Below are 14,636 nucleotides of genomic sequence, written 5' to 3' on the forward strand. Positions count from 1 at the left end.
CGACGGCGAACTGATGGGCCGTCAGGGGTGGGACACCGTAGCAACCGGGGCGCGAGATGAGAACAGAGCGGCAGCCCCTCGGCCGGGTGGCCGAGGGGCTGTGCGTCGCGCTGCGGGGAGAGCCGGGGGTCAGGGCTTGGTGGCCGCGGGGGTCTCCGTCGCATCGGGGGTCTCGGCCGGCTCTTCCGGAGCTGTCTCCTCCGCGGCCTCGACGGTGAGTTCGACGACGATCGAGGCGCCGCCCTCGGTGGTGAGGCGCAGGAGGAACGTGCCCTCGTTGTCGTCGGCGAAGATCTCCGGGAGCCGGAGCTGCCCCTCGTCGTCCGTCGTCAGGCCGGTGAGGGTGCGGAGCGGCTTGCCGTCCGCGTCCTTGAAGTACGGGCCCTTGTCGTTGTCGATGACGCCCAGGCGGTCCTTGACCATGGTGGCGGTGACGGCCACTCCGGCCGCGGCGGCGTCCTTGTAGGTGGCCTTGACGGTGACGGCGTCCGCGAACTTCTCACCGGGGGCGGCGACGAGCGCCTTCTCGTCGGTCCGGGCGATCGCGTCGGCCTGGCGGGCGGTGACGGTCGCCGCGTACGTCAGGGTGCGCGGCCGGCCGGTGCCCGCGACGGCGGTCACGGTGAACTCCCCGGCCTTCTCGCCGGCCTGGAGCTCCGGCGCGGTGGCGGTGCCGTCGGCCCCGGTCCGTACCGTGACGCTCCTCTTGCCGCCGGCGAAGACGGTGCCGGTGTCGCCGGTGACGGTGAAGGTGACGGGCACCTTGGCGAGCGGGGCGCCGAGCGCGTTGCGGGCGCGGACGGAGACCCGCTCGTCGAACGTCCGGCCCGCGGTGGCGCGCAGCGGGCCGGTGCCCGCGTTCTCCAGGGAGCCGAAGGTCTCGGACGGCGGCGTCGGGGTCGGGGTCGGCGTCGGGGTCGGCGGCTTCGGCGTCGGGCTGGTGGAGCCGCCGCCACCGGGCTTCGTGGGGTCCGGGCTCGGCTTGCCGCCGGGCTTGGACGGGGAGGGCTTCGGACTCGGGGTGGCACTGGGGACGGAGCCGGTGCCCGGACGCGGGCTCGGGGAGGGGGTGCTCGGCGTGGAGGGGAGCGTGCCGGTGCCGTCGGGGATCTCGTGCGTACCGCGCTGGTAGTAGGAGTACCAGGAGCGGACCGTGCGCAGGTACTCCGTCGACCGGTTGTAGCTCAGCACGGCCTTGTCCAGGTCGGCTGCGAGGGCCAGATCGCGGTCGTTGGCGCAGAGGTAGCGGCCGGCGGCGAGCGCCGCGTCGTAGATGTTGTTGGGGTCCTTGCGGCCGTCGCCGTTGGCGTCCTGGCCCCAGGAGGCCCAGGTCGAAGGGATGAACTGCATCGGGCCGACCGCGCGGTCGTGGACCGAGTCGCCGTCGTACGCCCCGCCGTCGGTGTCCTTGATCAGCGCGAAGCCCTGGCCGTTGAGGGCCGGGCCGAGGATCGGGGAGGTGGTGGTGCCGTTGGCGTCGACGCGGCCGCCACGGGCCTGGCCGGATTCGACCTTGCCGATCGCGGCGAGGAGTTGCCAGGGCAGTCGGCAGGAGGGGTCGGTGGTCGCGACGGTCCGCTCGGCCTGCTTGTACGCGGCCAGGATCGAGGCGGGAATGCCCGCTTCCGCGCTGCCGGCCGCCGGAAGGCCGCTGGACGAACCGGGCCGGTCGGGTGTGACCAGGGGCGGAAGGTCCGTGTAGTAGGGCGAGTTGCCGGTGGCGGCGCCGTCGGTCTCGCCGCTCGCGGTGTCCTCGCCCGCCGCCGTCGGGTCGCCGCTGCCCGCGGATCCGTCGGCCAGGGTCGCCGCGGGCGCCTGTGAGGCCGCGAGGGCCGCCACGGCGGCCGCCGCCACCGCGGTGGTCGTGGCTCCCTTGCGCAGACGTCGGCGCATGTGCGCTGCCATACGTTCCGGTCCCTCCCCTCGAAGGCTGCTCGCGCTCCCCAGCGCTACGACTCCAGCGACCCTACGGCACCTTGTGTCGCCCAGGCACCGAGGGCTGACCGCTTCTTACTGTTTTTTCACGTTCGCCTGCGCACGTTGTGGCGCACGTTGTCCGGCGGGCCCCGGAAGGGTGCCCCGGCGGTCCCGCATACTTGCCGCCATGCCGTTCACGCTCAGTCATGCCGCCGCCGTTCTCCCGGCGATCCGCCGGAACGGGACCGCCCGGTGGCCGCTCTTCCCCTCGGCTCTGGTCGCCGGTTCGTTCGCGCCCGACATCACCTACTTCGCGGACACGGTGGTCCCCGGGGCCATGGAGTTCGGGGCGTTCACGCACACGTTCGCCGGGATCGTCACGGTGAACGTGGTCATCGCCGCCGTGCTGGTCGCGGTGTGGACGCTGCTGCGGGAGCCGCTGGTGGCGCTGCTGCCGGTACGGGTACGGGGCCGCGTGCACGCCTTCGTCCGGGGGCGGCGGTGGACGCGGGCCTCGTTCGGTCCGTCCGCCTGGCTGTGGTTCGCCGCCTCGGGGGCGCTGGGCGCGGCCACGCATGTGGTGTGGGACGCGTTCACCCATCACAGCCGGTGGGGCACGGAGCTGCTGCCGTTCCTGAACCGGAGCGTCGGCGGCTTCCCGGTGTTCCAGTTCGTGCAGTACGGCAGTTCGGCGCTGGCCCTCGTGGTCATCGGCTGGTTCGTCGCCACCGGGCTGCGGCGGACCGCGGGCCTCCCGGCGCCCGTGGAGGTGCCGGTGCTCGGCCGCCGCGAGCGGTGGGGGGCGCTCGGTCTGCTGGCCGTGTGCGTACTGGCCGGTGTCGTCCACCGGTGCGCCCGCTGGTACGCGCACTTCGGCCGGGTGGAGAGCCCGCTCGACATCATCCCGACGGCCTGCTTCGGGGCGGGCGCGGGGCTGGCGGCCGGACTGCTGCTGTACGGGGTGTGGATGCTGCTGCGGCGGGGGACGCGGGAACGTGGCCGACCCGTGTCCGTAGCGGAGGAGCCCCGGACACAGGCGCCGGCCGGCCGGGGGTAGCGGCGCGGCTGACGGGGCGGGCCCGGAACCATGGTTCCGGGCCCGCCCCTCTGTCCGTGGCTCAGTGCGCGGCGGACTCCCAGTCCTTGCCGACGCCGACGGAGACGTCGAGCGGGGCGCGCAGCTCGACGGCGTGGGCCATCTCGTGGCGCAGGATCTCCTCCACCCGCTTCCGCTCGCCCTTCGCGATCTCCAGGACGATTTCGTCGTGGACCTGGAGCAGCATCCGGGAGGTCAGCCCGGCCTCGGTCAGCGCCTTGTCCACGCGCAGCATCGCGACCTTCACGATGTCCGCGGCAGTGCCCTGGATCGGGGCGTTGAGCGCCATGCGCTCGGCTGCCTCACGACGCTGGCGGTTGTCGCTGTTGAGGTCGGGGAGATAGCGGCGGCGACCGAGGATCGTCTCGGTGTAGCCGGTGGCCCTGGCCTCCTCGACGACCCGGTGGAGATAGTCCCGTACCCCGCCGAACCGCTCGAAGTAGGTGTCCATCAGCACCCGGGCCTCGGCCGGGTCGATGTTCAGCTGCTGGGAGAGGCCGAAGGCGGAGAGACCGTAGGCCAGGCCGTAGGACATGGCCTTGATCTTGCGGCGCATCTCCGCGTCGACCGCGTCCTTCCCGACGCCGAAGACCTGCGAGGCGACCGTGGTGTGCAGGTCCTCGCCGGAGGTGAACGCCTCGATGAGACCGGCGTCCTCGGAGAGGTGCGCCATCACGCGCAGCTCGATCTGGCTGTAGTCCGCCGTCATCAGCGTCTCGAAGCCCTCGCCGACGACGAAGCCCCGGCGGATCGCCCGGCCCTCGTCGGTGCGGACGGGGATGTTCTGCAGGTTCGGGTCGGTGGAGGAGAGCCGGCCTGTCGCCGCGACCGTCTGGTTGAACGTGGTGTGGATCCGGCCGTCGGCGGCGATCGTCTTGATCAGACCCTCGACGGTGACCCGCAGCTTGGCCTGCTCGCGGTGGCGCAGCATCAGGACCGGCAGCTCGTGCTCGGTCTGCGCGGCCAGCCAGGCCAGCGCGTCCGCGTCCGTGGTGTATCCCGTCTTGGTCTTCTTCGTCTTCGGCAGACCCAGCTCGTTGAAGAGGATCTCCTGGAGCTGCTTGGGCGATCCGAGGTTGAACTCGCGGCCCACCGCCGCGTGCGCCTCCTTCACCGCCTGCTGCACGGTCCCGGCGAACTGCTGCTCCATGGACTCCAGATGGGCCCGGTCCGCGGCGATGCCGTGCCGCTCCAGGCGGGCCAGGAGGATCGAGGTCGGCAGCTCCATGTCGTGCAGCAGCTCCGCCGCGCCGACCTCCTTCAGCCGGGTGGTGAACGCGTCGCCCAGGTCGAGCACGGCGCGGGCCTGGGCCATCAGCGCGTCCTGCTCGGCCCGGTCGTCCGCGCCGAAGGCCAGCTGCCCGTCGGCGGCGGCGGCCGGGGCCAGCTCGCGGCCCAGATACTCCACGGCCAGCGCGTCCAGGGCGAAGGAGCGGCGGCCCGGCTTCACCAGATACGCGGCGAGCGCGGTGTCCATGGTGACGCCTTCGAGCTGCCAGCCCATCTCGGGGAAGACCCGCATGACGTTCTTCGCGTTGTGCAGGACCTTGGGGCGCGCCGGGTCCGCGGCCCAGGCGGCGAACGCCCGCCCGTCGGCCTCGTCCAGCTGCGTCGGGTCCAGCCAGGCGGCGGCCCCGTCGGCGGCGGCGAGCGCGATCTCGGTGACCGTGCCGGCCCCCAGCGACCAGGTGTCGACGGTCATGACGCCGAGCGGCCGCGCGCCGTGCGCCTCCAGCCAGGGGGCGACCTCGCCGGAGCCGAGCACGGCCCCGTCCAGCTCGATCCCGGCGGCGGGCGCGGGCGGCTCGGCCTCGGCCGCCCCCGGGTCGACGGCGAGGAGGCGCTCGCGCAGGCTCGGGTTGCGGATCTCCAGTATGTCCAGGACGCCGGTGACCGCCGTGCGGTCGTAGGGGGCGCGCTCCAGCTCGGCCGGGGTCTTCGGGAGCTCCACGTCCCGGACCATCTCGGTCAGCACGCGGTTCATCTTCACCGCGTCCAGGTGGTCGCGGAAATTCTGCCCGGCCTTGCCCTTGACCTCCTCGGCCCGCTCGACGAGCTCGGCGAACGAACCGAACTGGTTGATCCACTTCGCGGCCGTCTTCTCTCCGACGCCGGGGATGCCCGGGAGGTTGTCCGACGGGTCGCCGCGCAGCGCGGCGAAGTCCGGATACTGCTGCGGGGTGAGCCCGTACTTCTCGACGACCTTCTCCGGGGTGAACCGGGTCAGCTCGGAGACCCCCTTGGTCGGGTACAGCACGGTCACATTGTCCGTGATCAGCTGGAAGGAGTCCCGGTCGCCGGTGACGATCAGCACCTCGAACCCGGCCGCCTCGGCCTGGGTCGCCAGCGTCGCGATGACGTCGTCCGCCTCGAACCCGTCCACCGCGAACCGGTCCGCGTGCATCGCGTCCAGCAGCTCGCCGATCAGCTCGACCTGCCCCTTGAACTCGTCGGGGGTCTTGGAACGGTTCGCCTTGTACTCCGGGAACTCCTGCGCCCGCCAGGTCTTGCGGGACACGTCGAACGCGACCGCGAAGTGCGTGGGCGCCTCGTCACGCAGGGTGTTCGCCAGCATCGACATGAAGCCGTACACGGCGTTCGTCGGCTGCCCCACCGCCGTCGTGAAATTCTCCGCGGGCAGGGCGAAGAACGCCCGGTACGCCAGGGAGTGCCCGTCCATGAGGAGCAGGCGCGGTCGGTTGTCTGCCGTCTTCTTCGATGCCGTCTCAGCCACGCCCCCGATCCTGCCACGGACCACTGACAATCCGGACCGGCACGACTTCCGCGGGGCCGTGACAGGATCGATGGCGAGGACATGAACATGAGTACGTCGCCACGTGGACGAGCGCTCGAAGGGGAGCAGCATCATGGCCACCAAGCCGCCGACCGGTGACCCGGTCCAGGACGCCCCGCAGGTCGAAGCGGCCCCGCACGCCGCCGCCGGGCTGCCCGCCGTCGCCCACTCCCTGCGCATCGCGAGGCAGCAGATGGGGGTGCGCCGCACGGCGCAGACCCTCCTCAAGGTCAACCAGAAGGACGGCTTCGACTGCCCCGGCTGCGCCTGGCCCGAGGGCGACAAGCGGCACACCGCCGAGTTCTGCGAGAACGGCGCCAAGGCGGTGGCCGAAGAGGCGACCCTGCGCCGCGTCACCCCCGACTTCTTCGCCGCGCACCCGGTCGCCGACCTCGCGGAGCGCAGCGGCTACTGGCTGGGCCAGCAGGGCAGGATCACCCACCCGGTGTACCTCCCCGAGGGCGCCGACCGCTACGAGGCGATCACCTGGGACCGGGCGTTCGCGATCATCGCCGAGGAGCTGACCGCGCTCGGCTCCCCCGACGAGGCCCTCTTCTACACGTCGGGCCGCACCAGCAACGAGGCGGCGTTCCTCCTCCAGCTCTTCGCCCGCGAGTTCGGCACCAACAACCTGCCGGACTGCTCCAACATGTGCCACGAGTCGTCCGGCTCGGCGCTCACCGAGACCATCGGCGTCGGCAAGGGCAGCGTCTCGCTGGAGGACCTCCACCAGGCCGACCTGATCATCGTCGCCGGCCAGAACCCCGGCACCAACCACCCCCGGATGCTCTCCGCCCTGGAGAAGGCCAAGCAGTCCGGAGCGAAGATCATCTCGGTGAACCCGCTGCCCGAGGCGGGCCTGGAGCGGTTCAAGAACCCCCAGACCCCGCACGGCATGATCAAGGGCACCCCGCTCAACGACCTCTTCCTCCAGATCCGCATCGGCGGCGACCAGGCCCTCTTCCGCCTCCTCAACAAGCTGATCCTCGCCACCGAGGGAGCCGTCGACACCGCGTTCGTCAGCGAACACACCCACGGCTACGAGGAGTTCACCAAGGCCGCCGAAGCGGCCGACTGGGACGAGACGCTGAGGGCCACCGGACTCACCCGCGCCGAGATCGAGCAGGCCCTCACCCTCGTCCTCGCCTCGAAGCGCACCATCGTCTGCTGGGCCATGGGCCTCACCCAGCACAAGCACTCCGTGCCCACCATCCGCGAAGTCGTCAACTTCCTTCTGCTGCGCGGAAACATCGGCCGCCCCGGTGCCGGGGTCTGCCCGGTGCGCGGCCACTCCAACGTCCAGGGCGACCGCACCATGGGCATCTTCGAACGGCCCGCACCGGCCTTCCTCGACGCCCTCGACAAGGAGTTCGGCATCACCTCGCCGCGCCACCACGGCATGGACGTGGTGCGCTCCATCCAGGCGCTCCGCGACGGCGAGGCGAAGGTCTTCTTCGCGATGGGCGGCAACTTCGTCGCGGCCACCCCCGACACCACCGTCACCGAGGCCGCGATGCGGCGCGCCCGCCTCACCGTGCACGTCTCGACCAAGCTCAACCGCTCCCACGCCGTCACCGGGACCCGCGCCCTGATCCTGCCGACGCTGGGCCGCACCGACAAGGACGTACAGGCGGGCGGCAAGCAGTTCGTCACCGTCGAGGACTCCATGGGCCTGGTCCACGCCTCCCGCGGCAACCTCACCCCCGCGAGCCCCCACCTGCTCTCCGAGCCGGCCATCGTCGCCCGCCTCGCCCGCGCGGTCCTCGGCGCCGGCTCCCGTACCCCGTGGGAGACCTTCGAGCGGGACTACGCCACCATCCGCGACCGCATCTCCCGCGTGGTCCCCGGCTTCCAGGACTTCAACATCCGCATCGCCGCCCACCCCGGCGGCTTCTCCCTCCCGCACGCCCCCCGCGACGAGCGCCGCTTCCCCACCGCCACCGGCCGCGCCAACTTCACCGCCGCCCCCGTGGAATACCCCGAACTTCCCGACGGCAGGCTCCTGTTGCAGACCCTGCGCTCCCACGACCAGTACAACACCACCATCTACGGCCTCGACGACCGCTACCGGGGCATCAGGGGCGGCCGCCGCATCGTCATGGTCAACCCCGAGGACGCCACCGCCCTCGGCCTCACCGACGGCGCGTACACCGACCTCGTCAGCGAGTGGAAGGACGGCGTGGAACGCCGCGCGGAAGGCTTCCGCATCGTCCACTACCCCACCGCCCGGGGCTGCGCCGCCGCCTACTACCCGGAGACCAACGTCCTGGTCCCCCTCGACTCCACGGCCGACACCAGCAACACCCCGGCCAGCAAGTCCGTCGTCGTCCGCTTCGAGGAACCCCCCCCCGGCAGCGACTGAGAACCGCCACCCCCTAAGCGTGCGCTCAGCCGTCTGATAAGAACAGTGCAGACAGCAACGAACCAGCGCAGCAGACGAACGGAGCAGGATCCATGGGCGAGCACACCGCACCCCTCTTCCCGCAGGAAGTCATCGACGAGTACGCGGCACTCGGCATCGACCTGCCCGCCCTCTTCTCCGCCGGCCACCTCGGCGAGCGCATGGGCGTCACCATCGTCGAGGCCGCCGCCGACCGCGTCGTCGGCACCATGCCCGTCGAGGGCAACACCCAGCCCTACGGCCTCCTGCACGGCGGCGCCTCCGCCGTCCTCGCCGAGACCCTCGGCTCCATCGGCTCCATGCTCCACGGCGGCGCGAACAAGATCGCCGTCGGCGTCGACCTCAACTGCACCCACCACCGGGGCGTCCGCAACGGCCTCGTCACCGGCGTCGCCACCCCCGTACACCGGGGCCGCTCCACCGCCACGTACGAGATCGTCATCACCGACGACCAGGACAAGCGGGTCTGCACCGCACGCCTCACCTGCCTGCTCCGCGACGCCCCCGAGCCCGAAGCGGGCTGACCCCGCCACCAGCACACAAAACGGCCTGCCGACCGACGTCGGCAGGCCGTTCGCAGCACAGGGGGTGATTCAGGAGGGCAGGCAGGGGGAGCTGAGGTAGCACGTCCCGCAGGAGGTGTAACCGCCGACCACATGGCAGATCTGCCGGTAGTAGAAGCCCTGGCTCTTCTTGCAGTAGCAGATCTTCTCGAACGTGGTGTCCGCCTTGGCCACCGTCCGGGGCACGAGCCTGCCCAGAATTTTGTCCCCGACCGAACTCATCATTCCGATCACAGCGTCTCCTTATCAGCGGAAATGCAGATGCGACGAATCAGACAGAAGCTAGCAGCACCGAATATCGAATCCTGTACATTCTGGATATAACCGCGGGCGACACCGTCCGCACCTGCACCGGAGCAGCCGACCCGGAGAACGGGATTCCGGATACCGCACCTTTCCGGCCGCCCCTGAATTTCCATTGACAAGCCCCCGGACCCCATGCAAGATCATGCGGTCCGAAACGCTGACGGGGTGGGCAGATGCAGGCTTTTTGGGTGGTGGGCGGAATCGCCTCGGCGGTCGCGGCGTGCCTTTTGGCCGCACTTCAATTGCGCAGACGGTTCACCGTGGTGACGATCGAGGGAACCAGCATGGAACCCACTCTCTCGCCCGGGGACCAGGTCGTGGTGAAACGCCGGGCAATAGACCGGATCCGCTCGGGCGACATTGTCGTCCTGCTTCCTCCGCAGACGCAGGACCGCTACGAATCCCTCGACGGATCCGCCTGGAACATCAAACGCGCCGCCGCCGTCCCGGGTGACCCCGTCCCGGCCGGCATTCCGGACGCGGACGGACTGACGGAGGTCCCCGCAGGCACCCTCGTGGTGTTCGGCGACAACCCCGACAGCATCGACTCCCGGCACCGAGGCCTCTTCTCCGCGGACCGGATACTCGGCGTGGCGACCCGCAGACTGGGCGGTCCCGCGCTGTGAGCGACGACCTGGGCCCATGTCCGCAGACCCCCGCGGTCCGCTTCGGGCTCCTGGGGCCCCTGAGGATCACGCGGGACGGCCACCCGATCCACGTCCCCGCCGACAAGCAGCGAACCGTCCTCGCGATGCTCATCGCGCACCGGGGAAGAGTCGTGCCGGTGCGCACACTGACCGAAGAGGTCTGGGGCAGCGCACCTCCCCGGTCGGCGGTGCCCAATCTGCGGACGTACATCATGCAACTCCGGCGCCTGCTGAGGCCGCTGGACCGCCCGGAGCGCATACGGCTCACCACGGGGCGTGGCGGCTACACCCTCGACATCGCCGACCACGAACTCGATTCCGCCCGCTTCGAAGCCCTCTCCGAGAAGGGCCGGCGCGCCGCGGCACGCCAGGACATGACCGAAGCGTCCCAGGCCTACCGCAGCGCGCTCACCCTCTGGCAGGCGGACCCCCTGGAGGACGTGCCCCAGGGTCCCGTCCTCCGGGGCATCGCCGTGGAACTCGGCGAGAACCTGGTCAACGCCTTCGAGAACCACATCGCCGCCGAACTCGCCCTCGGCGAGGGAGCGTCGCTGATCGAACCGCTGCGCCGGATCATCCGGAGACATCCGCTGCGCGAGCGGCTGAGAAGCCAGCTGATGGTCTCTCTCTACCGCAGCGGCGACGCGGCCGCCGCGCTGACCGCGTTCACCGACGCCCGGGGCGTGCTACGCCGCGAACTCGGCATGGACCCGGGCCCGGAACTCCTCGAGACCCACCAAGCCGTCCTGCGCCGCGCCCCCTCGCTGTCACCCGCCCACACGACCGCCCGGCCGGCCGCGAGGGCCACCGCCGCCCCGCGCCAGCTCCCCCGAGAATCAGCGGTGTTCGTCGGCCGCCGGTCGGAGCGGGAACAGGCGCACCGAGCCCTGCGCACCCGGGCCGGGGAGACCGTCGGGGCAAGGGTGGTCCTCTTCCACGGCCCCTCCGGCACGGGAAAGTCCGCCCTGGCCCTGCGCGTCGCCCACTCCGTGAGCAGCGCCTACCCCGACGGCCGGCTCTACGCCGACCTGCGGGGCGGCGGCCCGGACGCCCGGCCGCTGGGAACGACCGACGTACTCAGACGATTCCTCAAGGCCCTGGGGGTGCCGGGCCACGAGATACCCGACTCCGCGGACGAGGCGGCCGCCGCCTACCAGTCCGTACTCGCGGACCGGCGCGTCCTGATCGTCCTCGACAACGTGCCCACCCACGGCGGCGTGAACTCCCTCCTGCCCGCCGGCCCGCACTGCGCCGTCCTCATCACCGGAATCGGTGCCATGCCGATGCTGGACGCCGTCCGCGTCCCCGTGCATCCCCTGACCGCAGCCCAGTCCGTCAGCCTCCTCGCCGAGCTGATCGGACGGGCCCGGGTCACCGCCGAACCCGGCCCCGCCGCGGAGATCGCCCGTCTGTGCCAGGGCAACCCGCTTGCCCTCAGCATCGTCGGCGCACGCTGCACCAACCGCCCCGACCGGCTGCTCGCGGACGTCGCCGACCGGCTCCGTGACCCGGAGCAACGTCTCGACCAGCTCCAGGTCGCCGGACTCACCATGCGCTCCGGTTACACGCTCAGCCTTGCCGCCCTGCCGCGTACCGCCCACCGGCACTCCGCCGCGTTCGCCTTCAAGTGCCTCGGCCTGCTGGACCGGCCCTTCGACGGGCAGCTCGCCGCGAAGACGATCGGCACCACCCTGCCGGACACCGAACTCCTCCTGGAAGAGCTGCTCGGCGTCGGTCTGCTGCGGTCCGTGGGCCGGGAGCAGTTCGACATGCCGGTTCTCACCCGGCTTTTCGCCCGGGAACTGGCGGCACGTGAGGACGTGCCCTCCTGAGCCCGCCCGCGCCGGGCCGGCCGGCCCGGCGCAGTGGCACTCAGGGGACAACGGCCCGCGCCTCGTCCGTGCCGCGGCAGCCGTCCTCATCGCGCTGCCCGTCCGTATCGCGGTAGCCGTCCGTATCGCGGTAGCCGTCCGCCTGGATCACGAACAGCTTCGCGTACGTCCCTGCCCGCGCCATCAGCTCGTCGTGGCTGCCCCGTTCCACAATCCGCCCGTCCTCCAGCACCACGATCGTCCCCGCCTCCCGGACGGCGCCGAGCCGGTGGGAGACCAGCAGACTGGTGCGGCCGGCACGCTGTTCCCGCAGCCCCCGGTGAATCTCGTACTCGGCCTCCGCGTCCAGACCCGCGCTCGGCTCGTCCAGGATCAGCAGATCACGCCGGTCGCGCAACAGCGTGCGGGCCAGCGCGAGCCTCTGCCACTGCCCGCCCGACAGGGCCACACCCGCCTGGCCTTCCTCCTCGTCCTCCGTCAGGTCGGTGAAGATCCGGCTGAGCATCGTGTCGTAGCCGCGGGGCAGCCCCGCGACCACCCCGTCCACCCCCGCGCGCCGGGCCGCGCCCTGGAGCCGCCCCCGGTCCGGCAGGGCATCCAGGTCACCCACGCCGATGTTCTCGGCGACGGTCAGGTCGTAGCACATGTAGTCCTGGAAGAGCACGCTCATCCGACGCCGCAAGTCCTGCGGAGGCACGTCGCGGATGTCCACGCCGTCCCAGAGGATCCGGCCCCTGGTCGGATCGTAGAACCGGCACATCAGCTTGATCAACGTGCTCTTGCCCGCCCCGTTGAGCCCCACCAGCGCGACCGAACTCCCCTTGGCCAGCGTCAGGTCGACCCCCCGCAGGATCCACGGGTGGTCCTCGTCGTAACGGAACCAGACGTCCCGCAGCTCGATACCGACGCTCAGCTCGGGGAGTTCCCCCACCGCCGAGGGCCTGGTGGGCAGATCGTCGGGAAGGGAGGTCACCTTGTCGTGGTAGCCGAACACCAGCAGCGCCTGGTGCGCGAAGGCCACGTTGTCGACCAGACCGGCCAGTGCCGCCTGGGTCCCCGCCACCGCCGCGACGAACGCCGTGACGTCACCGACGCTCAGGGAACCCCGCGCGGCCGCGTGCACGGCCCACAGCAGTCCCACGGCCGCCACCGCGGTGGACAGCAGCGCCAGCAGCGACTGCGTACGCGCCTCACGCCGGTCCATGGCCCGCTCTCCGGACTGCCGGACCGCCAGCTCACCGAGCATCCGCTCCCGCAGGAAATCCCCCAGCCCGAACAGCCTCGTCTCCTTGGCGCCCCGGACGTCGGTGATCAGCAGGGAATAGAAGATCTGGCGCCGGGCCGACGCCGACACCCCCGCCAGCATGTTCACCCGCTGCTTCGACAGCACCAGCCGCGCCATCAACGCGGGCACCGCGGCCGCCGAGACCAGAGCGGCCATCACCGGGCTCAGCAGGGTCAGCGTCCCCAACAGGCTGACCAGCGTGATCACATTGCGCACGGTGTCGAACAGCCCCGTGGTGACCGGCCCCATCGCCCCGCCCGACGCCTGCAGCGCCATGCTCAGGTCGTTTCTGAACTCCGGGTTCTCAAACCGCGACAGGCCGCGGAAACCGTTGATCGAACGGTAGAGCCGGTCCTGCATCGAGCGGTCGAGCCTGCGGGCCAGTTCATTCTGCAGATACGTCGACAGATGCGGCAGCACACCCGCCGCGAGCCCCACCACCGCCAGCGCCACCGCCCACCGGAGCACCCCGTCCGCACGGCCCGCGGCGAGGTCGTCGACGACGAACTTCGTGAACCACGCGGTCGCCGTCGGAAGAAGTCCCAAGGCCACCATGATCAAGAGGTACACCGCCGCGGGCAGCCGCCCGGCCCGCCAGCACAGCAGCCACGCCGCCACCAGGTACCGCAGCAGCCACCGCGGCCCCCTGTGTTCACCGGCGGACCCGCCGATCGGCCGCACCACGCTCACACCGCCTGCGCCGGCTCGCCCAGCACCGCCAGATCCGTGTGCGCCCGCACCACGACACCGTCCGGGCCGACCGCCAGGAACGTCGGGAACGCCTCGATCCCCACGGCGCCCACCACGTCCGCGGCTACGTCGTCCCGCAGCACGACCGCGTCGTCCGCCACGTGCGCGGCCAGCTCCGCCGCCCGGCGCCCCTCGCCGGAGACCACCGCCAGCGCCGTCCGGCCGCGCGCACGTGCCGCGAACCCCGGCGCGTGCTCATGGCAGGTGTCGCACTGCGCGTCGAAGAAGGCGACCAGCTCGGGCGCGTGCGCGGCCACCGATTCGGGCAGCGCACGGCCCACCAGGACGCCAGGGTCGTACGGCGTGAACGACGGCCGCCCCGCAAGCCGTTCCAGCTCGGCCGTGTGCTCACGCAGCCTGCGCAGAACCGCGAACGTCAACAACAGGTCGAACACGCACAGCGCACCGACCAGCACCAGGGCCGCAACAACGAACGTCATGAGAACCACCTCAGTCGCACCGGCTCACTCACCCACGGCCGGCATCACAGGTCGAGACGAGAAAAGGGACATCAAATCGTCGAGGCGCACCACCAGGAAGACCACGAGCAGTGCCGCGACCCCGGCGACGGCCGCCCCACCGGCGTGCGGCGGCCACGCCGCCCCGGCGCCCGTGACGGCGACGGCCAGCCCCCCGGCACCCGCCACCGCGAGGATCAGGTTGCGCACCACGTGGACCCGCCCCAGCGGAGCGGAAGACGCCCCGAAACACCGGCAGGGAGCAGAGTTGCCGGCCCGCAGCGCCAGCACGATCCCCGCGGCGAAGGCACCGAGCAGGACAACAGCCGCCAGGAACCCGGCGGGAACCGTGCGCGCCGGAACCAGCAGCACCAGGACCAGGACCTCCACACCGACCACCACGGCCGCGCACACCCGCGACACGCGCCGGGAGAAGAGCCCCAACCGCACCACCGAGCCCGCGAATTCGCGATAGGCCGCCGCACTGCGGACCTTGCCGACGAGTGCCGCGAGAAATACCCCCGCCAGCAGAATCCGGCAGAACAGCACGAGATACGTCATGTGATCAACCCCCCGGGCTCCCCGGA

At 71.4% G+C, this 14,636-nt stretch carries 11 protein-coding genes; 5 read left to right on the forward strand and 6 right to left on the reverse strand.

The annotated features are described in order from the left end of the window. Window positions 1–129: 129 nt before the first annotated feature. A complete protein-coding gene (locus CCZ36_RS06650) occupies window positions 130–1,905 on the reverse strand; it encodes a lytic transglycosylase domain-containing protein (protein WP_128817200.1) in 1,776 nt (591 codons plus the stop codon). A gap of 199 nt (window positions 1,906–2,104) precedes the next feature. Here CCZ36_RS06650 and CCZ36_RS06655 point away from each other — a divergent pair, with 199 nt between their 5' ends. Further along, a complete protein-coding gene (locus tag CCZ36_RS06655; protein WP_128817201.1) occupies window positions 2,105–2,974 on the forward strand; it encodes a DUF4184 family protein in 870 nt (289 codons plus the stop codon). Window positions 2,975–3,035: 61 nt separating this feature from the next. Here CCZ36_RS06655 and polA read toward each other — a convergent pair whose 3' ends face one another. After that, on the reverse strand, window positions 3,036–5,747 hold the full coding sequence (gene polA / locus CCZ36_RS06660; RefSeq protein WP_069739752.1) for a DNA polymerase I: 2,712 nt from the start codon (window positions 5,745–5,747) through the stop codon (window positions 3,036–3,038). A 133-nt stretch (window positions 5,748–5,880) separates the two neighbouring features. Here polA and CCZ36_RS06665 point away from each other — a divergent pair, with 133 nt between their 5' ends. Beyond that, window positions 5,881–8,169 (forward strand): FdhF/YdeP family oxidoreductase, encoded by a 2,289-nt coding sequence (locus CCZ36_RS06665; protein WP_128817202.1) that lies wholly within the window; start codon window positions 5,881–5,883, stop codon window positions 8,167–8,169. A 92-nt stretch (window positions 8,170–8,261) separates the two neighbouring features. Beyond that, the gene (locus CCZ36_RS06670) at window positions 8,262–8,732 is read left to right on the forward strand and encodes a PaaI family thioesterase (protein WP_069739753.1); all 471 of its coding nucleotides are present in this window, start codon (window positions 8,262–8,264) and stop codon (window positions 8,730–8,732) included. 69 nt (window positions 8,733–8,801) lie between these two features. Here CCZ36_RS06670 and CCZ36_RS06675 read toward each other — a convergent pair whose 3' ends face one another. Next, a complete protein-coding gene (locus CCZ36_RS06675) occupies window positions 8,802–8,996 on the reverse strand; it encodes a hypothetical protein (RefSeq protein WP_069743300.1) in 195 nt (64 codons plus the stop codon). A 254-nt stretch (window positions 8,997–9,250) separates the two neighbouring features. Between CCZ36_RS06675 and CCZ36_RS06680 the strand changes: the two genes are divergently transcribed. Together CCZ36_RS06680 and CCZ36_RS06685 are read left to right on the forward strand one after the other, a co-directional pair. Beyond that, window positions 9,251–9,703: a S26 family signal peptidase gene (locus CCZ36_RS06680; RefSeq protein WP_079134203.1), complete on the forward strand. Its 453-nt coding sequence runs from the start codon at window positions 9,251–9,253 to the stop codon at window positions 9,701–9,703. Beyond that, on the forward strand, window positions 9,700–11,556 hold the full coding sequence (locus tag CCZ36_RS06685) for an AfsR/SARP family transcriptional regulator (protein ID WP_069739754.1): 1,857 nt from the start codon (window positions 9,700–9,702) through the stop codon (window positions 11,554–11,556). Before CCZ36_RS06680 ends, CCZ36_RS06685 begins: the two co-directional genes overlap by 4 nt. A 40-nt stretch (window positions 11,557–11,596) precedes the next feature. Here CCZ36_RS06685 and CCZ36_RS06690 read toward each other — a convergent pair whose 3' ends face one another. The 3 genes from CCZ36_RS06690 to CCZ36_RS06700 are packed head-to-tail and all read right to left on the reverse strand — an operon-like array spanning window position 11,597 to window position 14,610. Continuing rightward, entirely contained in the window at window positions 11,597–13,525 is a 1,929-nt protein-coding gene (locus CCZ36_RS06690) for an ABC transporter ATP-binding protein (RefSeq protein ID WP_237302601.1), read from the reverse strand. A 2-nt stretch (window positions 13,526–13,527) separates the two neighbouring features. Next, window positions 13,528–14,031, reverse strand: coding sequence for a hypothetical protein (locus CCZ36_RS06695; RefSeq protein ID WP_128817203.1), 504 nt, complete (start codon window positions 14,029–14,031; stop codon window positions 13,528–13,530). A gap of 24 nt (window positions 14,032–14,055) precedes the next feature. Further along, window positions 14,056–14,610 (reverse strand): MauE/DoxX family redox-associated membrane protein, encoded by a 555-nt coding sequence (locus CCZ36_RS06700; RefSeq protein WP_079149715.1) that lies wholly within the window; start codon window positions 14,608–14,610, stop codon window positions 14,056–14,058. Between the last annotated feature and the right edge of the window lie 26 nt (window positions 14,611–14,636).

Origin of the sequence: Streptomyces sp. S063, assembly GCF_002832675.1 — a bacterium.
In the GTDB taxonomy this organism is placed as follows: Bacteria; Actinomycetota; Actinomycetes; order Streptomycetales; family Streptomycetaceae; genus Streptomyces; species Streptomyces sindenensis.